Here is a 19,824-nt window from a genome sequence, read left to right as displayed (position 1 = left end):
TCCACTGATCTGAGAGTATGTGACATGCCCCGTTTTTATATTGAAGCTGACCTGACCATCGATACCGATCTCGAGTTAACCGAGACCGTTTTCCATCACTGGGTCAGGGTATTGCGCGCTCAGGTCGGTGAAACAGCCGTTTTGTTCAATGGTCAGGGCGGCGAATATGACGTCACGCTCACGGAAGTCACCAAAAAGTCTGCGCGGGTGTCGGTTCAGCAGTTTCATGCTGATGATCGTACGCCGCCCTTCAGCACAGTACTGGGTCAGGTGATGAGCAAGGGTGACCGAATGGATTATGTCATTCAGAAAGCCACTGAACTGGGAGTAACACAGATTCAGCTGCTGACCTCTGAACGCTGTGAGATGCGGCTGAAATATGATCGTGATCAGAAAAAAATAGATCATTGGCAGGGCGTCGCCATTGCAGCCTGTGAACAATGTGGTATGAACCGTATTCCACAGGTTCTTGCACCCTTGCCGCTGAATGAATGGCTGAACACCACACTGCCCGGAACCCGGCTGGTCCTTGCACTGAACCAGCAACAGGACAACAGGCCTGCGCTTGAAGATGCCGGTACAGATATTGTGCTGCTGACTGGTCCCGAAGGCGGATTAAATGAAATGGAAATTCAGTCCGCCAATCTGGCAGGATTTAAAAACTGGTGCATCGGTAACCGGGTATTACGTACAGAAACTGCGCCTGTTGCCGCATTAGCCATATTAAACTATGAGATAAATAACACAATTTCCTGAAAACGATATTTAAATCAAAAAAATATTGATTTTACATATGATCCAAAGTAATTTACGATCACTTAAAGCACGAACTGAAGTGTTTTACCCCACGTGTTATCACATCATTTATTCCAATATCTTCACCGCATAGATATTACAGGTACTGCAATATATGACTGATGTTCAGGAAGAGCTTCTTTCGCATGAAGTGTCAGCATCGCACATTAAAAGTGCTGCACATCTTATGCGGATATTCCTTATATGGGTCTTATTTGCATGCTTCTATGATATTTCCATCTATCATTTTAATGCCGATCAGTTTTCTCATTATCTGAATCTGTGTTTCCTGGGCATCAGCTGTGTGGCCGTGATCGGCTGGTCACTGATCACTTATCTATTATTTTCCAGAAATACCCATGTCTTTAATCTCGATATTTTATGTCAGTTATTATGTCTGATTATTGGCTGTGCACTTGGAATCGGGATCTTCATTATCAACCATTCTTCAGTTATGGTAAATGAACCTTTAAATTATATTAATCTTACTGTGTTGCCCGGATTAACACTGAGCATTGTGCACATATTGGGAATCACTTATTTAACACAAAGATTTCGTTACTTTTTATTTATTTTTATCCCTTCGGTTATTTCTATTTTTTTCTGGCAACTGTTATTCCCCCAGAATATACCGACATTATATAATTTAATTATTAATATCTGGTTTACTGTAATTTTTGTCAGTGCCGTTATTGCACACCAACATCGGAAGCAGCTGGAGCTGCTGAAATTTAAAAGTGACCACCTCTCTGAGCAATCAGAAATCCATCAGGAAAAAGCATATTTTCTGCAAAGCAAACTTCAGGAGGAAATCAACAAATCCCAGGAAATTAAACAACAGCTGCAACTGAACAATCAGCTGCTGGAGCAAAAGGTCAAGGAACGGACCTATGACATTAAACAGATTAATGACCGACTGGAAAATCATCAGGCCAATTTAACCCTCGCGCATGAGACTGCCGGCATCAGTTCCTGGCTGTGGAATATTGATAAAAGAACAATTTCCTTTTCGCATTCCAGGACAGAAACCTCTGATCGCCAATTTACCACTCATGCTTCAATTTTTGACGTACTCATCCATCCCGATGACCTGGAAAATTACCGTCAGTTAATGAGGCGGCATCTACGGGGCTTCACTGAACGCTTTGAAGCCACCTATCGTATTCATCGCCTGGGGGAGTGGTTCTGGATTCAGGACATCGGGAAAGTGGTTGCCCGGCACCCAGCCACGAATAAACCATTGCGCATGGTCGGCATCCATCGGGATATTCATAAAGAGAAAAAAGACCAGGAACAGTTAAAACTGGCAGCCAGTGTCTTTGACCAGGTGGCCGAAGGTGTATTCATCCTGGACAATAACCTATGTTACCTGGATGTGAATCCATTTTTTGAAAAACTGATTGGATTCAAAAAGGAACAGCTCATCGGCCAGCATATTTTTGATATTACCGTAAACGATCAGCGCGAAATTCACCAGACCCACAGTCAGCTGACCCAGCAGCTGATTCTGACCGGTGAATATGATGCCGAAATCCAGGAGGAATTTTTATCCGGAAGGAAGCTGACGCTATGGATTCATATCAATTCAATTACCGATGATAAAAACAAAGTCATTAATTACGTCGGTATTCTGACCGATCTGACTGACCGGATTAAACAGGAACAGCGCCTGTCCTACCTGGAAAATTATGATCTGCTGACCGACCTGCCCAACCGTTTTTATTTCAATTTGCAGCTTCATCATTACGTCACCAATAATGCACAATCCCTGAAGCATTTTGCCGTGATCCGTATCAATATTGACCGGTTCAGATCATTCAATGAATTCCTGAGCAATCATGCCGGCGATGAGTTGCTCAAACAGGTCTCGCAGCGTTTAAGACAATGCTGTGCCAATGCCCTGCTGATTTCCTATCTGAACAATGATGATTTTGCCATTATTTATAATCTGAACCACAACAATACCTCCATTCATCAGCATACTCAGAATATTCTGAATACGTTCAGGCAGCCTTTTGTCATTGATGGTCAGGAACAGATTATTTCCATTTCCATCGGGGTTGCGGTCTACCCTGAACATGGACGCCAGATTGACAGTTTAAACAGTCATGCCGAGCTGGCCCTGTGTGAAGCCAAACGACTGGGCGGCAACACCATTCATTACTATGCCAATAAATCTGCGCAATTACTGAATAAGGGCATCAACCTGGAACGTGATCTGCGTAATGCCATCAGAAATAATGAGTTTGAAGTCTATTACCAGCCTAAACTCTGCCTGCAGACTCGGCGTATTTATGGCTTTGAAGCATTGGTCCGCTGGAATCACCCGGAACTCGGCCTGATTGCACCGGACATGTTTATACCGCTGGCTGAGGAAAGCAGCCTGATTACAGATATTGGTCAGTTTGTGCTTTTTGAAACCTGTAAACAGATTAAAAGCTGGCAGAATATGGGGTTCGATAATCTCCGGGTCTCGGTCAATATTGTGGCTCAGCAGATTCACCGTGGCCAGCTGCTGGATGATATTGACCAGGCGCTGGCCAGATACCGGATGTCCGGCGATATGCTCGAACTTGAACTGACCGAATCTTCGCTGCTGGATAAATCGGAACATGTCATGCAACTGCTGCGGCAGATCAAGGAGCGTCATATCTCCATCTCACTGGATGACTTTGGTACCGGTTACTCCTCCCTCGCCTACCTGACCAACTATCCGATTGACACACTGAAAATTGACCGGGCCTTTATTTCAAAAATCGGACAGGAAAAGGATGAGGCCATCGTCAATGCCATTATTGCCATGGGAAAAGCCATGGGAATGACCCTGATTGCAGAAGGCGTGGAAACCCGGCAACAGGTCGAATTCCTGGAAAATCAGGGTTGTTTCATATTACAGGGTTTCTATTATGCAAAACCGCTGAATGCAAACGATAGCACCCTGTTTCTCAGCCAGTATAAGTTTTAACATTTCCGCTGATTCAGAATCCCTGCCTGCCCGGGTTTGTCCGAAAATTCAGCTTTTTTGACTGTCCGTAATGCTCAAGTAATGGTATATTCAAGAAAATTCAGTCACCCTGCCAGCGTTGCTGGAATATTGCAACAATAGAGATTCTGATGGACGATCAATCATTAAAACAGCAAGCCCTTTATTACCACGAATTTCCTACACCGGGAAAAATCAGCGTCACGCCAAGCAAACAACTGGTTAACCAGCATGATTTAGCCCTGGCCTACTCTCCGGGGGTTGCTGCGCCATGCCTGGAAATTGAAAAGGATCCGTCCACAGCAGCCCTGTATACGGCACGTGGAAACCTGGTTGCTGTAGTCAGTAATGGTACTGCGGTACTGGGGCTGGGCAATATTGGTCCGCTGGCATCAAAACCGGTCATGGAAGGTAAAGGCGTTCTGTTTAAGAAATTTGCCGGCGTCGATGTATTTGATATCGAAATTGCTGAAAATGATCCAGATAAAATCGTTGATATTGTCGCAGCACTGGAACCAACCTTCGGCGGCATCAACCTGGAAGATATTAAAGCACCGGAATGTTTCTATATTGAACGCAAACTCCGTGAGCGCATGAAAATCCCGGTGTTCCATGATGATCAGCATGGGACATCCATTATTGTCGGTTCTGCCCTGCTCAATGCCCTGAAACTGAATCATAAAAAAATTGATGAAATCAAGATTGTTGCTTCAGGAGCTGGTGCTGCTGCCATTTCCTGCCTGGATTTACTCTGTGCGCTGGGAGTGAAAAAGGAAAATATTGTTGTCGCGGATTCACGTGGTCTGCTGACCACCCGGCGTGAAGGTCTGGATGATTCCAAAAAACGCTATGTCCAGGATATTGAAGGTACACAGCTTGCAGATGTCATGGCCAATGCCGACATGTTCCTGGGCCTGTCAGCAGCGGGAATTCTGACCCGTGAAATGGTCAGGGAAATGGCGGCTGATCCTATCATTTTTGCACTGGCAAATCCTGATCCTGAAATTTTACCGGAACATGCTCATGAAGCCCGCCCGGATGTGATTATGGCCACTGGCCGTTCTGACTATCCAAATCAGGTAAATAACGCGCTCTGCTTCCCTTATATTTTCCGGGGAGCGCTGGATGTCGGTGCAACCACCATCAATGAAGAAATGAAAATTGCCTGTGTGCATGCCATTGCCCACATGGCACATGTCGAAGCAGACGCGTCCACCTACGGGGAAAAATCCGCTGTTTTTGGTCGTGATTATCTGATTCCACGTCCACTGGATCAGCGCTTAATCCTGGAAATTGCTCCGGCTGTTGCTCAGGCGGCCATGAGTTCAGGTGTGGCCACCCGCCCAATTGAAGATTTTTCTGCCTATCGGCAGCGCCTGTCCGAATTTGTCTATAACTCAGCCTTCATCATGAAACCAATCTTTACTCAGGCAAAATCTGATCCCAAACGCATTGCCTACGCTGAAGGTGAAGATCCGCGCGTACTGCGGGCGGTACAGATTGCAGTGGATGAGGGACTGGCTTACCCGATCCTGGTGGGACGTACCGCAGTCATTGAGGCAAATATCAAAAAATTGGGCTTACGCTTACAGCATGGTCAGAATATTGAAATTGTCGATCAGGAAAAAAATCCTGATTATGAAAAATTTGCGGACGATTACTATCAGACCATGAAACGTAAGGGCGTGACCGTGGAATATGCACAGCGTGAATCACGCCGCCGCTCCACACTCATTGCCGGTATGCTGGTTAAATTCGGCAAGGCGGATGGCATGCTCTGCGGTACTTATGCCAGCTATGACATTCACCTGGATTTTGTGCGCAACGTCATTGGCCTGAAAGCCGGCATGAATAACTTTTTCACGCTGAATGCGCTGATGCTGGAAGACCGCAATCTGTTTATTGCTGACACCTATGTCAATACCAATCCAACGGCTGAACAGTTGGCTGAGATGACCATTCTCGCTGCCGAAGAAGTCCGCCGTTTTGGCATAACACCAAAGATTGCCCTGCTTTCACATTCAAGCTTTGGTTCGGATCAATACGATCCAAGCGCACAGAAAATGCGTAAAGTGTTTGAAATTCTGAGTCAGATTGCACCGGAACTGGAAGTTGAAGGTGAAATGCATGGTGATGCAGCACTGGATGAGAACATCCGTCATTTTGCCTTCCCGAACTCACGTTTCAAAGGCTCTGCAAACCTGTTGATCATGCCGAATCTGGATGCAGCCAATATTTCATTCAATCTGCTGAAAGCAACCTCGGGCAATAACGTGACCATTGGACCAATTTTACTGGGCGCTGCAAAACCTGTACAGATTTTAACACCAACAGCCACAACCCGCAGAGTCGTCAATATGACAGCGCTGACGGTTGCTGAAATTCAGCAGGCACAGGCTTAAAAATCAGCAACCTGTGTGAAATACTAAAGTTGCACCCTTGAGAAAACCTCTGTTCTGTAGCATGATGACCATGAGAATAGAGGTTTTTTCATGCAAGTTTATTTAGTCGGCGGTGCTGTCAGAGATCAGTTACTCGGACATCCCTACCATGAGAAAGATTATGTTGTGGTGGGTGCAACTCCCGAACAACTGCTTGCTCAGGGTTACCAGCCTGTGGGCAGGGATTTCCCTGTTTTCCTGCACCCCGATACAAAGGAAGAATATGCGCTTGCCCGTACTGAACGTAAATCCGGGCATGGTTATCACGGTTTTGAATTTTTCACCTCCCCGGATGTTTCCCTTGAAGACGATCTGATCCGTCGTGATCTGACCATCAATGCCATGGCAATGGATGATCAGGGCAAAATTTATGATCCATGGCATGGCCAGGATGATTTAAACCATAAAATATTGCGTCATGTGTCCGATGCCTTTTCTGAAGATCCGTTACGAGTGCTGCGTGTAGCCCGTTTTGCAGCGCGTTATTATCCCTATGGCTTTACCGTAGCAGACGAAACCCTGGCGCTGATGCAGCAACTGGCACAATCCGGTGAGTTACAGACCCTGACTGCTGAACGGGTATGGAAAGAAACTTCACGTGCCTTAATGGAATCACATGCAGACATTTATTTTGAAATACTGCGCCAGTGTGGTGCCCTGAAAGTATTATTCCCTGAAATTGAAGCATTATTCGGTGTGCCGCAACGTCCTGAATATCATCCTGAAATTGACTGTGGCATTCATACATTCATGTCGCTGCGGCAGGCCTGCAAATCAGATTATTCACAGGATGTCCGTTTCGCGGTTCTGGTACACGATTTGGGTAAGGCCCTGACCCCCAGGGAGGAATGGCCACGCCACATTATGCATGAACAGCGTGGTATTCAGCCGGTCACCGAAATCTGTGACCGGTTAAAAGTGCCATTACAAACCCGGCAGCTGGCACTTGCAGTATGTAAGGAACATTTAAAATGTCATCAGGCGTTCAACCTTAAAGCAGGAACATTATGGCGCCTGTTACAGCGGCTTGATGTGCTGCGCCGCCCTGAACGGGTCAAAGCCTTTGTCCAGGCCTGTGAATGTGATGCCCGGGGACGACTGGGACTGGAAGACCGGGAATACCCTCAGGCACAATTCCTGCTGGAAGCAATGGAGATTGTCAGAAATATCAAGGCGCAGGACTTACCCCCTGAGATCAAAGGCCCGGATATTGGTGAAATGCTGATTAACAAACGTATTGAGGCCATTGCCGAATTAAAGCATGCCTGCCCTGAACTGAAATAAATGAATCCGGGGAAGGCAAAGTCTGACCTTTCCCGGATGTATTCATCAGGAGAGATGTGCAGGAAAGCTGATCACCTTCTCCAGTTGCATCTGCCGGGTAATGATCATCAGCAGACGGTCAATGCCCAGTGCAATACCCGAGCATTCCGGCATCTGAGCCAGTGCCGCCAGCAAATACTCATCCACAGGCATGATCTGCAGGCCCAGTTTTTGCCGTTCGGCATTATCCTTCATGAAACGTGAACGCAGCACCTCTGCATCAATCAGTTCATCATAGGCATTGGCCAGTTCCAACCCTTCAATATACAGCTCGAAACGTGCGGCCACCAACTCACCCTCTTCATCCATTCTGACTTTTGCAAGTGACGCCATTTCCGGTGGAAAATCGGTCAGAAACACCGGCGTATCAAATCCAAGACTCGGTTCAACCATATGGGAAAACAGCAAGTCGATATAAGCCAGCCGATCATCTCCCAGTTCAATATTTAAACCGACACGCCGCGCTGTATCTTTCAGCTGGCCGAGTGTTGCCTGCAGGGGATTAATCTCGAGACGATCCATAAATGCATGCTTATAACTGATCACCACAGGACGGACTTCATCAAAACGTTCTGCCAGCACCACATTCAGCAGTTCAGTCACTTCATGCATCAGTCCCTTCAGGCTAAGCCCCGGTCTGTACCATTCCAGCAGGGTGAATTCACTGTTGTGCTTACGACCATGCTCACCATCCCTGAAAACCTTACAGAGCTGATAAATTGCACCACTGCCACTGGCCAGTAATCGTTTCATGGCAAACTCAGGAGAGGTCTGCAGATAATGCGTCTGTGCCTCGCTACCCATATGACGCTGTGCTGATACAGAGGCCAGCTGTACATCGGTGGCACCGGCCTGAGACAGAATCGGCGTTTCAACTTCCAGTACATCACGTACCGCAAAAAACTGCCGGATCTGCGCATACAGCCTGGCCCGGGTTTTCAGTATGTCAATCTCGCAGGTTGGCTGATAATGACGTGTTTGCTGTAGATCACTCATGCCGCCGGCCCTCCATGTGCAGCCCACTCACGACGCAAGGGATAATTTCTGCGCAATTGGTCAAAGGCTTTCTGATCGACTTTACCCTCACGGATACAGGCATGCAGATCAGCATCATCCCGGGCAATATCATAAATATGATGAAGATATTGTTGCAGCACCGCCTTTAAATCCAGTGTGGACATGTTCTTTCCGGTAAAATATGCTTCCGTTTCAGTTAATTGTGTTTCAAATCGCTTATCTGCCTGTAACTGAAAAGTATGACAGAATGCTTCGTAAATCATCTGTGTCCCACGGGCTTTGCCTTCAAGGCTATAACCGGCAATATGCGGTGTTGCCAGACTGAGCACATTCAGCAATTGTTCCGAAATCTCAGGTTCATGTTCAAAAACATCCAGTACCACCTTACGCTGAGTTTGCTGGATATCTGACATTAAGGCAGCTTCTTCAATGACCGCACCACGTGCAGTATTCACCAGCATCGTATCCGGTTTTAATAATCCCAGTCGCTCTGCATTGATCAGGTGCCAGGTGGGATATGGCCCGGATTCAGTCAGCGGAACATGGATACTGACGGCATCCACGGATTTTAACAACGTGTCCAGATCAACCTGCTGAACCTGTCCGGATTGCACCAGCGGATCATAACCCAGTACGGTCCAGCCCAGCAATCCTGCCATATAGGCCAGCCGTTTGCCTACGTTCCCCAGGCCAATAATACCAAGACTGAATGGTGAATGCTGAGACAGCAGTTCCGGTTTCAGATATACAAGTGCGGTCAACACATATTCTGCAACAGCCTGTGCATTACACCCTGCTGCATTTGACCAGGCAATGGCATGCTTTTCGATGGTCGGAATATCCAGATGATCGGTGCCTATGGTGGCACTGCCAATAAATTTAAGCCCAGTCTGCTGAATCAGCGTCTCATCGACCCGCGTCACAGAACGGATCAGCAATGCTTCAGCATTTTTTACATCAGCATGGTTCAAATTGCGTCCGCTAACCTGGTGAATTTCTCCGAAATCTGAAAAAAAATATTCCGTCAATGCCAGATTTTCATCTGCGACAATTTTCATAACCCGCTCCCATTTCAGCTCTCATGCCAACTCCCACGTCAGGTCAGCGCCATCATAACGCTTTGCCACGACAATGACCATATAGCGCTATTCGCATACAAGCCGGTCGAGCATTATTTACATCGTGACTGTTAATCCGTCAGCCATGAAAAAATTCCGGTACTGGCAGCAATCCCCTCATAAAAAAACCGCAACACCAGGTTGCGGTTTTTTAGATGACAGGCATAAATCACCCGGTCATCAGTTCATGATTATTTCCACTGAATCCCCACAGCGGCACCACCGCCCATATTGCCACGGCTGTCACCAGTCCCTGAGAATTTCCAGACATAGTTGACCGGTTTACCAAAAACTTTTTTGTCTTCTGTGACACCCGAAGCCCCAATAGCAATACTTGACTCACCCTGCCATGCACCGGTACCGGCACTGAGCATGGTATAGCCCTTTTCAGTAGGCTGCGGTAAGGTTGCCACAGCCAGTGCCGAAGCAATACCGGCATTGGCTCTTTTCTCTACATCGTGAATCCGCCTATTGGTGTCATAAAAGGCCTGTTCCAGGGTATCTATGCGGTTATTGATTAACACATCCGCCTTATTCAGGGCACCCACCGCATCTCCGACATTGTTATATACGGAATTGCCAACTTTATAGTCCGGGTCCTTAAAGGTTTGTGTGATATTGTCATAGCCTGCACCTCCTCCCAGCGCTTGAACAACCGCCTGATTGGTGTTATTCAGCTGAGAACCATTCACCGCATCGGTCGATTTGTCATTCACTGCACCAGCCGCTACGCCTGTCACAGTACGCTCACCAGCCGTACCGGCCACATTGACACTTTTACCGCCTGTGTCTTTCGCGACAGTGACCTCGGCATCCTTGTCAGCCTGCCGGACCAACCCCACACTGCCGCTATTGATATCGTTTTTAATATTACTGATATCATTGCTATTATTGGTAATTTGTCCCTGCAGGTTGTCACGGACATTCGCAAGCTGGCCACCATTTATCGCATCTCTGGAGCCGGCTTCAATCTGTCCATCTGCCACATTGGAAATCTTCGTACCTTCTTCGCCACCAGCCAGTGTAATCGAATTTTTATCGACTACACCATTCTCATTCCTGTCGTACTGAACAGCACTGCCTGACAGGTTATCAATGTTCTGATTAATGTTGCCAATGGCATTATCCAGTTGTCCCTTGTTGACTGCATCGTTCCGATTAACACCATCAGCAACATTGGTCATGGTCCTGTTGCCGGCATTAATCCCCGCTGTCGTCACACTTGGACCACCATTGATCAGCAGACCTGTATGATTCACCTGAACAGTATCACCGACTTTCACACCGTTATCATTGATCACCGTATTTCCGGTTGTCACACTGTCCACTTTCAGATCTTTGTTCAGAGCAACTTTAATGTTGCCATCCTGATCAGCTGTGCTGGTCTGACTGACAGTCAGGTTGTCATCGCCTTCAAAATTCACACTGGAATTTGGCTTAATTTTTTTGCTGGTCGTAGCATCACCATTTGCCGAGAGTGTCCAGCCGGCATTGGCAGTGTTGCCGGCATTGGTAATGGCAGTATCAAGCGCCGTCAATGCATCCCCGACATTGGTTTGCTGAGTATTGGCCACATTGTAGGTCGGACCGCTCATGGAACCATCCTCATTGACTTTTGCACCACCGCCCAGAATTCCGGCAACCGAATCCCCGGTTTTAGTCACTCTGTTATCTACAGCTTTTAACTGCGCCACATTGGTTGCGTCGCTGTCCTGGGTTCCTGCTGCCACACCGGTAATCTGACGATAGACACCATTTACAGCATCACCCACAGCAACCGCACCTGTGGTTGATCTGGTGGCAGTAATCGCTGCCTGATCAGCAGCCGATGCAGTGGGCATATAACCATCCACATCCGCACCCGTTCTTGCAGCAGACTTGCCCCCCAACACAACAGACCCGGCTGTCGTTTCAGTGACATCATTGCCCAGTACAAAAGTATCATCCGTAGCCACAGTGTTGTTATTACCTACCGAATAACTGTTATTGCCATCAACCACTGTTGGATCACCAATCGCCCCTGAGTGATGGCCATTAACCACGTTCCCGACCCCGATGCTGATGGACTGATCACCTGTTGCCTGACTTAATTTACCAATTGCAATACTGTCCTCACCGGAAGCCAGTGCATCGTCTCCGACAGAGTTCACCCGGAAATATTTCACCCCCAGGTTGGTCTCCTGTAACTTATTAATTTCAGTATTTAATGCAGAAACAGCACCGGCAACTGTTGGTGTGCTTGTCGAGCCAGCCGTAGCAGATACTTTGGTACCGGCTACGTCTGTTTGCTGATCCTGACTATTTGCGGCCGTATAACCGGTCACTGCAAACTGTCCTGCTCCACCCTGTCCATTATCAATGCCCAGTATTTTATTCATCTGACCTTTATTGACCGCATCAGAATCATTGACCGCATCACCGACATTGTTGATGGTATTTCCACCTACATCGACCTTATTTGAATTGACCGTGACGTTCCTGCCATTGGAACCTGTGATTCCAAAGCCATCCGCACCATAGTGGGTATTGTTACCCGCTTTGTCCGTTACCGTCATCCCCTGGCCATTTGTAACCGTCTGGTTGCCGTCTGCATCCACCGTTTCAACACTGTTCAGGCCCTTCAGGTCCTTATTCAGGGCAATCGCGGCCTGACCCTGGCTCACCGTCGTGGTCAGGTTGCTGTCACCCACAATTGCAAATTCGGAACCCAGCGGGTTCACTGAGCTGCCGGTCCCGGCATCCTTAAAGGTCAGCGGCTGATTCACTGCCGTGTTCAGGCTGCTGATCGCATCACCCACGTTGTTCACGGCCGTTGTGCTGCCGGCGTCATTCGGGTTGCTGGTCACGGTGTAGGACGGGGCACTCACTGTACCGGTATTCCGGTCATACTCCGCACCGCCGCCCAGGTTCGCCGCAGTGCTCTGACCCAGTGCATCGCTCTTGTCGCTGCCTGCCTTGCTCACCGCAGTCAGCTGGTCAACGTTCACCGCGTCCTTGCCGTCAACACCGTCCTTCACGTTGCTGATGCCGGTGCCGTTGGCGTTGATGCCGTCCTTGCTGACGGTGACGCCGCCAGCATTCAGGCCATCCCTGCCGACAGTCACTGCACCGTCATTGACATTCAGGCCGTTCGCACCATAAACGCTGGTATCCGTGCCGTCGGTCACTGTGGTGCCGTCCGCTGTCAGGGTTGTGAGCTTGCCATCCGCTCCCGTCACCGTCGTGCCCTTGCCGTCCGTCACCACGCTGTTGCCGTCTGCATCCACCGTTTCAACACTGTTCAGGCCCTTCAGGTCCTTATTCAGGGCAATCGCGGCCTGACCCTGGCTCACCGTCGTGGTCAGGTTGCTGTCACCCACAATTGCAAATTCGGAACCCAGCGGGTTCACTGAGCTGCCGGTCCCGGCATCCTTAAAGGTCAGCGGTTTGTTCACCGCCGTGTTCAGGCTGCTCAGTGCATCACCCACGTTGTCTGATGTCTTCGATGTACCCGTGGTCGGATCCGTGGTCACGTAGCTCGGTGCCGTGATTGCACCCGTCACCGGATCATAGCCCGATCCGCCGCCCAGGTTCGCCGCAGTGCTGTTCCCCAGCGCATCGGTCTTCGCGCCGCCCGCCTGGTTCGCTGCATCCAGCTGGCCCTTGTTCACTGCGTCCTTGCCGTCAACACCGTCCTTCACGTTGCTGATGCCGGTGCCATTCGCGTTGATGCCGTCCTTGCTGACGGTGACGCCGCCCGCATTCAGGCCGTCACTGCCGACCGTCACTGCACCGTCATTGACATTCAGGCCATCCGGACCATAGACGCTGGTGTTCGTGCCATCGGTCACTGTGGTGCCGTCCGCTGTCAGGGTTGTGAGCTTGCCATCCGCTCCCGTCACCGTCGTGCCCTTGCCGTCCGTCACCACGCTGTTGCCGTCTGCATCCACCGTTTCAACACTGTTCAGGCCCTTCAGGTCCTTATTCAGGGCAATCGCTGCCTGACCCTGGCTCACCGTCGTGGTCAGGTTGCTGTCACCCACAATTGCAAATTCGGAACCCAGCGGGTTCACTGAGCTGCCGGTCCCGGCATCCTTAAAGGTCAGCGGTTTGTTCACCGCCGTGTTCAGGCTGCTCAGTGCATCACCCACGTTGTCTGATGTCTTCGATGTACCCGTGGTCGGATCCGTGGTCACGTAGCTCGGCGCCGTGATTGCACCCGTCACCGGATCATAGCCCGATCCGCCGCCCAGGTTCGCTGCAGTGCTGTTCCCCAGCGCATCGGTCTTCGCGCCGCCCGCCTGGTTCGCTGCATCCAGCTGGCCCTTGTTCACTGCATCCTTGCCGTCAACACCGTCCTTCACGTTGCTGATGCCGGTGCCATTCGCGTTGATGCCGTCCTTGCTGACGGTGACGCCGCCCGCATTCAGGCCGTCCTTGCCGACCGTCACTGCACCGTCATTGACATTCAGGCCATCCGGACCATAGACGCTGGTGTCCGTGCCATCGGTCACTGTGGTCCCGTCCGCCGTCAGCGTCGTGAGCTTGCCATCCGCTCCCGTCACCGTCGTGCCCTTGCCGTCCGTCACCACGCTGTTGCCGTCTGCATCCACCGTTTCAACACTGTTCAGGCCTTTCAGGTCCTTATTCAGGGTCAGCGTTGCCTTGCCCTGCTCAACCGTGCTGGTCAGGTTGCTGTCACCCACAATTGCAAATTCGGAACCCAGCGGGTTCACTGAGCTGCCGGTCCCGGCATCCTTAAAGGTCAGCGGTTTGTTCACCGCCGTGTTCAGGCTGCTCAGTGCATCACCCACGTTGTCTGATGTCTTCGATGTACCCGTGGTCGGATCCGTGGTCACGTAGCTCGGCGCCGTGATTGCACCCGTCACCGGATCATAGCCCGATCCGCCGCCCAGGTTCGCTGCAGTGCTGTTCCCCAGTGCATCGCTCTTGTCGCTGCCCGCCTTGCTCACCGCAGTCAGCTGGTCAACGTTCACCGCGTCCTTGCCGTCAACACCGTCCTTCACGTTGCTGATGCCGGTGCCGTTGGCGTTGATGCCGTCCTTGCTGACGGTGACGCCGCCAGCATTCAGGCCATCCCTGCCGACAGTCACTGCACCGTCATTGACATTCAGGCCGTTCGCACCATAAACGCTGGTATCCGTGCCGTCGGTCACTGTGGTGCCGTCCGCTGTCAGGGTTGTGAGCTTGCCATCCGCTCCCGTCACCGTCGTGCCCTTGCCGTCCGTCACCACGCTGTTGCCGTCTGCATCCACCGTTTCAACACTGTTCAGGCCTTTCAGGTCCTTATTCAGGGTCAGCGTTGCCTTGCCCTGCTCAACCGTGCTGGTCAGGTTGCTGTCACCCACAATTGCAAATTCGGAACCCAGCGGGTTCACTGAGCTGCCGGTCCCGGCATCCTTAAAGGTCAGCGGTTTGTTCACCGCCGTGTTCAGGCTGCTCAGTGCATCACCCACGTTGTCTGATGTCTTCGATGTACCCGTGGTCGGATCCGTGGTCACGTAGCTCGGTGCCGTGATTGCACCCGTCACCGGATCATAGCCCGATCCGCCGCCCAGGTTCGCTGCAGTGCTGTTCCCCAGCGCATCGGTCTTCGCGCCGCCCGCCTGGTTCGCTGCATCCAGCTGGCCCTTGTTCACTGCGTCCTTGCCGTCAACACCGTCCTTCACGTTGCTGATGCCGGTGCCATTCGCGTTGATGCCGTCCTTGCTGACGGTGACTCCGCCCGCATTCAGACCGTCCTTGCCGACCGTCACTGCACCGTCATTGACGCTCAGGCCGTTCGGACCATAGACGCTGGTATCCGTGCCATCGGTCACTGTGGTCCCGTCCGCCGTCAGCGTCGTGAGCTTGCCATCCGCTCCCGTCACCGTCGTGCCCTTGCCGTCCGTCACCACGCTGTTGCCGTCTGCATCCACCGTTTCAACACTGTTCAGGCCCTTCAGGTCCTTATTCAGGGCAATCGCGGCCTGACCCTGGCTCACCGTCGTGGTCAGGTTGCTGTCACCCACAATTGCAAATTCGGAACCCAGCGGGTTCACTGAGCTGCCGGTCCCGGCATCCTTAAAGGTCAGCGGTTTGTTCACCGCCGTGTTCAGGCTGCTCAGTGCATCACCCACGTTGTCTGATGTCTTCGATGTACCCGTGGTCGGATCCGTGGTCACGTAGCTCGGTGCCGTGATTGCACCCGTCACCGGATCATAGCCCGATCCGCCGCCCAGGTTCGCCGCAGTGCTGTTCCCCAGCGCATCGGTCTTCGCGCCGCCCGCCTGGTTCGCTGCATCCAGCTGGCCCTTGTTCACTGCATCCTTGCCGTCAACACCGTCCTTCACGTTGCTGATGCCGGTGCCATTCGCGTTGATGCCGTCCTTGCTGACGGTGACGCCGCCCGCATTCAGGCCGTCCTTGCCGACCGTCACTGCACCGTCATTGACATTCAGGCCATCCGGACCATAGACGCTGGTGTTCGTGCCATCGGTCACTGTGGTCCCGTCCGCCGTCAGCGTCGTGAGCTTGCCATCCGCTCCCGTCACCGTCGTGCCCTTGCCGTCCGTCACCACGCTGTTGCCGTCTGCATCCACCGTTTCAACACTGTTCAGGCCTTTCAGGTCCTTATTCAGGGTCAGCGTTGCCTTGCCCTGCTCAACCGTGCTGGTCAGGTTGCTGTCACCCACAATTGCAAATTCGGAACCCAGCGGGTTCACTGAGCTGCCGGTCCCGGCATCCTTAAAGGTCAGCGGTTTGTTCACCGCCGTGTTCAGGCTGCTCAGTGCATCACCCACGTTGTCTGATGTCTTCGATGTACCCGTGGTCGGATCCGTGGTCACGTAGCTCGGTGCCGTGATTGCACCCGTCACCGGATCATAGCCCGATCCGCCGCCCAGGTTCGCCGCAGTGCTGTTCCCCAGCGCATCGGTCTTCGCGCCGCCCGCCTGGTTCGCTGCATCCAGCTGGCCCTTGTTCACTGCATCCTTGCCGTCAACACCGTCCTTCACGTTGCTGATGCCGGTGCCATTCGCGTTGATGCCGTCCTTGCTGACGGTGACGCCGCCCGCATTCAGGCCGTCCTTGCCGACCGTCACTGCACCGTCATTGACATTCAGGCCATCCGGACCATAGACGCTGGTGTTCGTGCCATCGGTCACTGTGGTCCCGTCCGCCGTCAGCGTCGTGAGCTTGCCATCCGCTCCCGTCACCGTCGTGCCCTTGCCGTCCGTCACCACGCTGTTGCCGTCTGCATCCACCGTTTCAACACTGTTCAGGCCTTTCAGGTCCTTATTCAGGGTCAGCGTTGCCTTGCCCTGCTCAACCGTGCTGGTCAGGTTGCTGTCACCCACAATTGCAAATTCGGAACCCAGCGGGTTCACTGAGCTGCCGGTCCCGGCATCCTTAAAGGTCAGCGGTTTGTTCACCGCCGTGTTCAGGCTGCTCAGTGCATCACCCACGTTGTCTGATGTCTTCGATGTACCCGTGGTCGGATCCGTGGTCACGTAGCTCGGCGCCGTGACCGCACCCGTCACCGGATCATAGCCCGATCCGCCGCCCAGGTTCGCCGCAGTGCTGTTCCCCAGCGCATCGGTCTTCGCGCCGCCCGCCTGGTTCGCTGCATCCAGCTGGCCCTTGTTCACTGCGTCCTTGCCGTCAACACCGTCTGCAACATTCACCACTTTCTGATTGTTTGCATCAAAGCCGTTTGCCTTCACCTGGCCTGCAAATACCGGAGCATCCACCACATTGTATTTGTAAGTGTTGGTGGCAGGGTCATATACCGCTTTGGTATTGGTCCCGTCTGCAAAGTTGACGGTTTCACCCAGTTTGACGTTATCTGCCGTACCGCCATTGGCACTGAAATTCAGGCCCTTGTCTGCGGTTGCCTGGGCAGCAACGGCTTTTCCATCCGCTGTTGCTGCATTGGTTACTGCGGTATTCGCTGTGGTTTGCGCAGCATCTGCCTTCGTTCCTGCGGTATTGGCTGTAGTTTGCGCTGTCGTTACATTCGTATTGGTTGTATTAAGCTGGTCGCCTGTAACTGCATCTTTAGACCCTGCTGCAACCGTTCCATTTGCAACATTAATTACTTTTTGATTATTCGCATCAAAACCATTGGCTTTGACTTGGCCCACAAATACCGGTGCATCCACAATGTTGTATTTATAAGTGTTTGTTGCTGCATCATAGACTGCTTTGGTATTGGTCCCGTCTGCAAAGTTGACGGTTTCACCCAGCTTGACGTTATCTGCTGTACCGCCATTGGCACTGAAGTTCAGGCCCTTGTCTGCAGTTGTCTGGGCAGTATTTGCCGCTGTCTGGGCCGCAACGGCTTTTCCATCCGCTGTCGCTGCATTGGTTACTGCGGTATTCGCTGTGGTTTGCGCAGCATCTGCCTTCGTTCCTGCAGTGTTGGCCGTAGTCTGAGCGGCATTGGCTGCATTCTGTGCCGTGGTGACATTCTGGTTGGTGGTGTTCAGCTGACCGCCATTCACCGCATCCTTTGAATTGGCCGCAACAGTGCCGTTTGCAACATTCACCACTTTCTGGTTGTTTGCATCAAAACCGTTTGCCCTCACCTGGCCTGCAAATACCGGGGCATCCACCACATTGTATTTATAAGTGTTTGTTGCTGCATCGTAGACCGCTTTGCTATTGGTCCCGTCTGCAAAGTTGACGGTTTCTCCCAACTTGACGTTATCTGCCGTACCGCCATTGGCACTGAAGTTCAGGCCCTTGTCTGCAGTTGTCTGGGCAGTATTTGCCGCTGTCTGGGCCGCAACGGCTTTTCCATCCGCTGTTGCTGCATTGGTCACTGCGGTATTCGCTGTGGTTTGCGCAGCATCTGCCTTCGTTCCTGCAGTGTTAGCTGTAGTTTGAGCAGTATCTGCCGTATTTTTAACAACCGTTAATTGAGAAACCGTCACTGCATCCTGTGCTGCTGCGCCATCAGCAACATTCTGAATACGTCGACCACCTACAGCGACAGATCCATTACTTGTAGGAGCAGCCTGATTCGTTAAATATGAATTCCCCGTCAACGCGCTGGTCACAGACCCAGCCCCTAATGCCACACTATTGACTATTGCCGCTGTTGCTCCATTTCCCAGTGCAACTGCATTATTTGCTGTAGCTTGTGCCTTGTTACCAACAGCCAATGAATTTGCACCTGTTGCTGCAGAGATATGCCCTATTGCCTGAGCAGCACTACCCGTTGCTGCTGACTGTCGCCCTATCGCCAAACTACTATCTCCAGAAGCCTGCGACCATACTCCCAGCGCAATTGATGAACTGGCTGTCGCTTGTGCCAATGAACCGAGCGCCAGTCCAAATGGACCTGTAGCTTTGGCTTCTAAGCCAATTGCAACACCGGCACCAGCTTTACCAGCAACATAAGCAGTATTATACGGATTCCCCCTATCCAGTATATTTCCTAAAAACCCTCCTGCTTGAGCTACACAACCAATTGCAACTGCATAATTTTCACTGGTATTTGCTTGAGGATCCCCATTCGCACAATTACCAGATATCGCTGTCCCACTACCCGTACCCCCGTCTATTCCAACCGCAGCAAACAGATTCGGAGTAACCGTGACCGCCCCCACCAGAGCAAGTGCAGTACCCACTTTAGATTTTGCTGTTGTTTTTGTTTTACTCTTTGCCAGTTCAGAAACTGCCACCCAAGCCCCTAACGATACATTCCAAATCACTCGATATACTTTGTTCATACAGTTTCCCAACCAGGTCTGACAAAAGATTAATAGTGTTATGATTACTCAGGATGTTTACTACTTTGAGTAGGTTTTAAGTATAATTATTATACAAAACACAAGGTGATGTAAATCACATTTATTATTATTTTTGCTGGTATATTTATTTTTTATGAGAATAAGTAACTATACACTCCCGTATTCGACTTCGGGTTTCAACCAAACCTGTTGCATCAAGTATTTTTCAAGTAATTCCAAATTGTAAGTTCCAGTAATCAAATGAAGTTTTAAGCCCCGCCCTTTCTCTTAATTTCTGTATATTTCAAGTGAAATTTTAAAGAGTTTTAATATACTCAAGACATACTCGACTCTAACTTTCCATGTATTTAATTTCTCAGTTAAATCATATTAACCCATTATCAATTGTTTAACTTTTTTTGGCGTCTTAT

At 50.8% G+C, this 19,824-nt stretch carries 7 protein-coding genes; 4 read left to right on the top strand and 3 right to left on the bottom strand.

Features of this window, described 5'->3' with window-relative positions; translation table 11 throughout:
* The first annotated feature begins 24 nt into the window (after positions 1 to 24).
* From ACT6PV_RS05215 to ACT6PV_RS05200, 4 genes are all read left to right on the top strand, one after another.
* The gene (locus ACT6PV_RS05215) at positions 25 to 756 is read left to right on the top strand and encodes a 16S rRNA (uracil(1498)-N(3))-methyltransferase (protein WP_445115392.1); all 732 of its coding nucleotides are present in this window, start codon (positions 25 to 27) and stop codon (positions 754 to 756) included.
* 154 nt (positions 757 to 910) lie between these two features.
* Complete coding sequence (locus ACT6PV_RS05210; RefSeq protein WP_445115391.1) at positions 911 to 3,760, top strand: EAL domain-containing protein; 2,850 nt, start codon at positions 911 to 913, stop codon at positions 3,758 to 3,760.
* 149 nt (positions 3,761 to 3,909) lie between these two features.
* A complete protein-coding gene (locus tag ACT6PV_RS05205; RefSeq protein WP_445115390.1) occupies positions 3,910 to 6,180 on the top strand; it encodes an NADP-dependent malic enzyme in 2,271 nt (756 codons plus the stop codon).
* A 90-nt stretch (positions 6,181 to 6,270) separates the two neighbouring features.
* Positions 6,271 to 7,503, top strand: a complete 1,233-nt coding sequence (locus tag ACT6PV_RS05200; protein WP_445115389.1) for a multifunctional CCA addition/repair protein — start codon at positions 6,271 to 6,273, stop codon at positions 7,501 to 7,503.
* Positions 7,504 to 7,548: 45 nt separating this feature from the next.
* Here the strand turns inward: ACT6PV_RS05200 and epmA are convergent, their stop codons facing one another.
* The 3 genes from epmA to ACT6PV_RS05185 all read right to left on the bottom strand — a co-directional run bounded on the left by epmA (position 7,549) and on the right by ACT6PV_RS05185 (position 19,393).
* Positions 7,549 to 8,538: an EF-P lysine aminoacylase EpmA gene (gene epmA / locus ACT6PV_RS05195; RefSeq protein WP_445115388.1), complete on the bottom strand. Its 990-nt coding sequence runs from the start codon at positions 8,536 to 8,538 to the stop codon at positions 7,549 to 7,551.
* Positions 8,535 to 9,617 (bottom strand): 4-phosphoerythronate dehydrogenase, encoded by a 1,083-nt coding sequence (locus ACT6PV_RS05190; RefSeq protein ID WP_445115387.1) that lies wholly within the window; start codon positions 9,615 to 9,617, stop codon positions 8,535 to 8,537. The genes epmA and ACT6PV_RS05190 overlap by 4 nt, the downstream gene beginning before the upstream one ends.
* Before the next feature lie 251 nt (positions 9,618 to 9,868).
* Positions 9,869 to 19,393 (bottom strand): ESPR-type extended signal peptide-containing protein, encoded by a 9,525-nt coding sequence (locus ACT6PV_RS05185; RefSeq protein WP_445115386.1) that lies wholly within the window; start codon positions 19,391 to 19,393, stop codon positions 9,869 to 9,871.
* Between the last annotated feature and the right edge of the window lie 431 nt (positions 19,394 to 19,824).

The organism is Acinetobacter sp. WZC-1, from assembly GCF_052544965.1.
The sequence above is the reverse complement of the archived record's forward strand: the minus strand, read 5'-3'. Positions and strand labels throughout refer to the sequence as shown.

Bases quoted from the DNA above. Each gene is read 5' to 3' on its own strand.
- ACT6PV_RS05185 (WP_445115386.1), bottom strand. From the start codon at position 19,393: ATGAACAAAGTATATCGAGTGATTTGGAATGTATCGTTAGGGGCTTGG.
- ACT6PV_RS05215 (WP_445115392.1), top strand. From the start codon at position 25: ATGCCCCGTTTTTATATTGAAGCTGACCTGACCATCGATACCGATCTC.
- epmA (WP_445115388.1), bottom strand. From the start codon at position 8,538: ATGAGTGATCTACAGCAAACACGTCATTATCAGCCAACCTGCGAGATT.
- ACT6PV_RS05200 (WP_445115389.1), top strand. From the start codon at position 6,271: ATGCAAGTTTATTTAGTCGGCGGTGCTGTCAGAGATCAGTTACTCGGA.
- ACT6PV_RS05190 (WP_445115387.1), bottom strand. From the start codon at position 9,617: ATGAAAATTGTCGCAGATGAAAATCTGGCATTGACGGAATATTTTTTT.
- ACT6PV_RS05205 (WP_445115390.1), top strand. From the start codon at position 3,910: ATGGACGATCAATCATTAAAACAGCAAGCCCTTTATTACCACGAATTT.
- ACT6PV_RS05210 (WP_445115391.1), top strand. From the start codon at position 911: ATGACTGATGTTCAGGAAGAGCTTCTTTCGCATGAAGTGTCAGCATCG.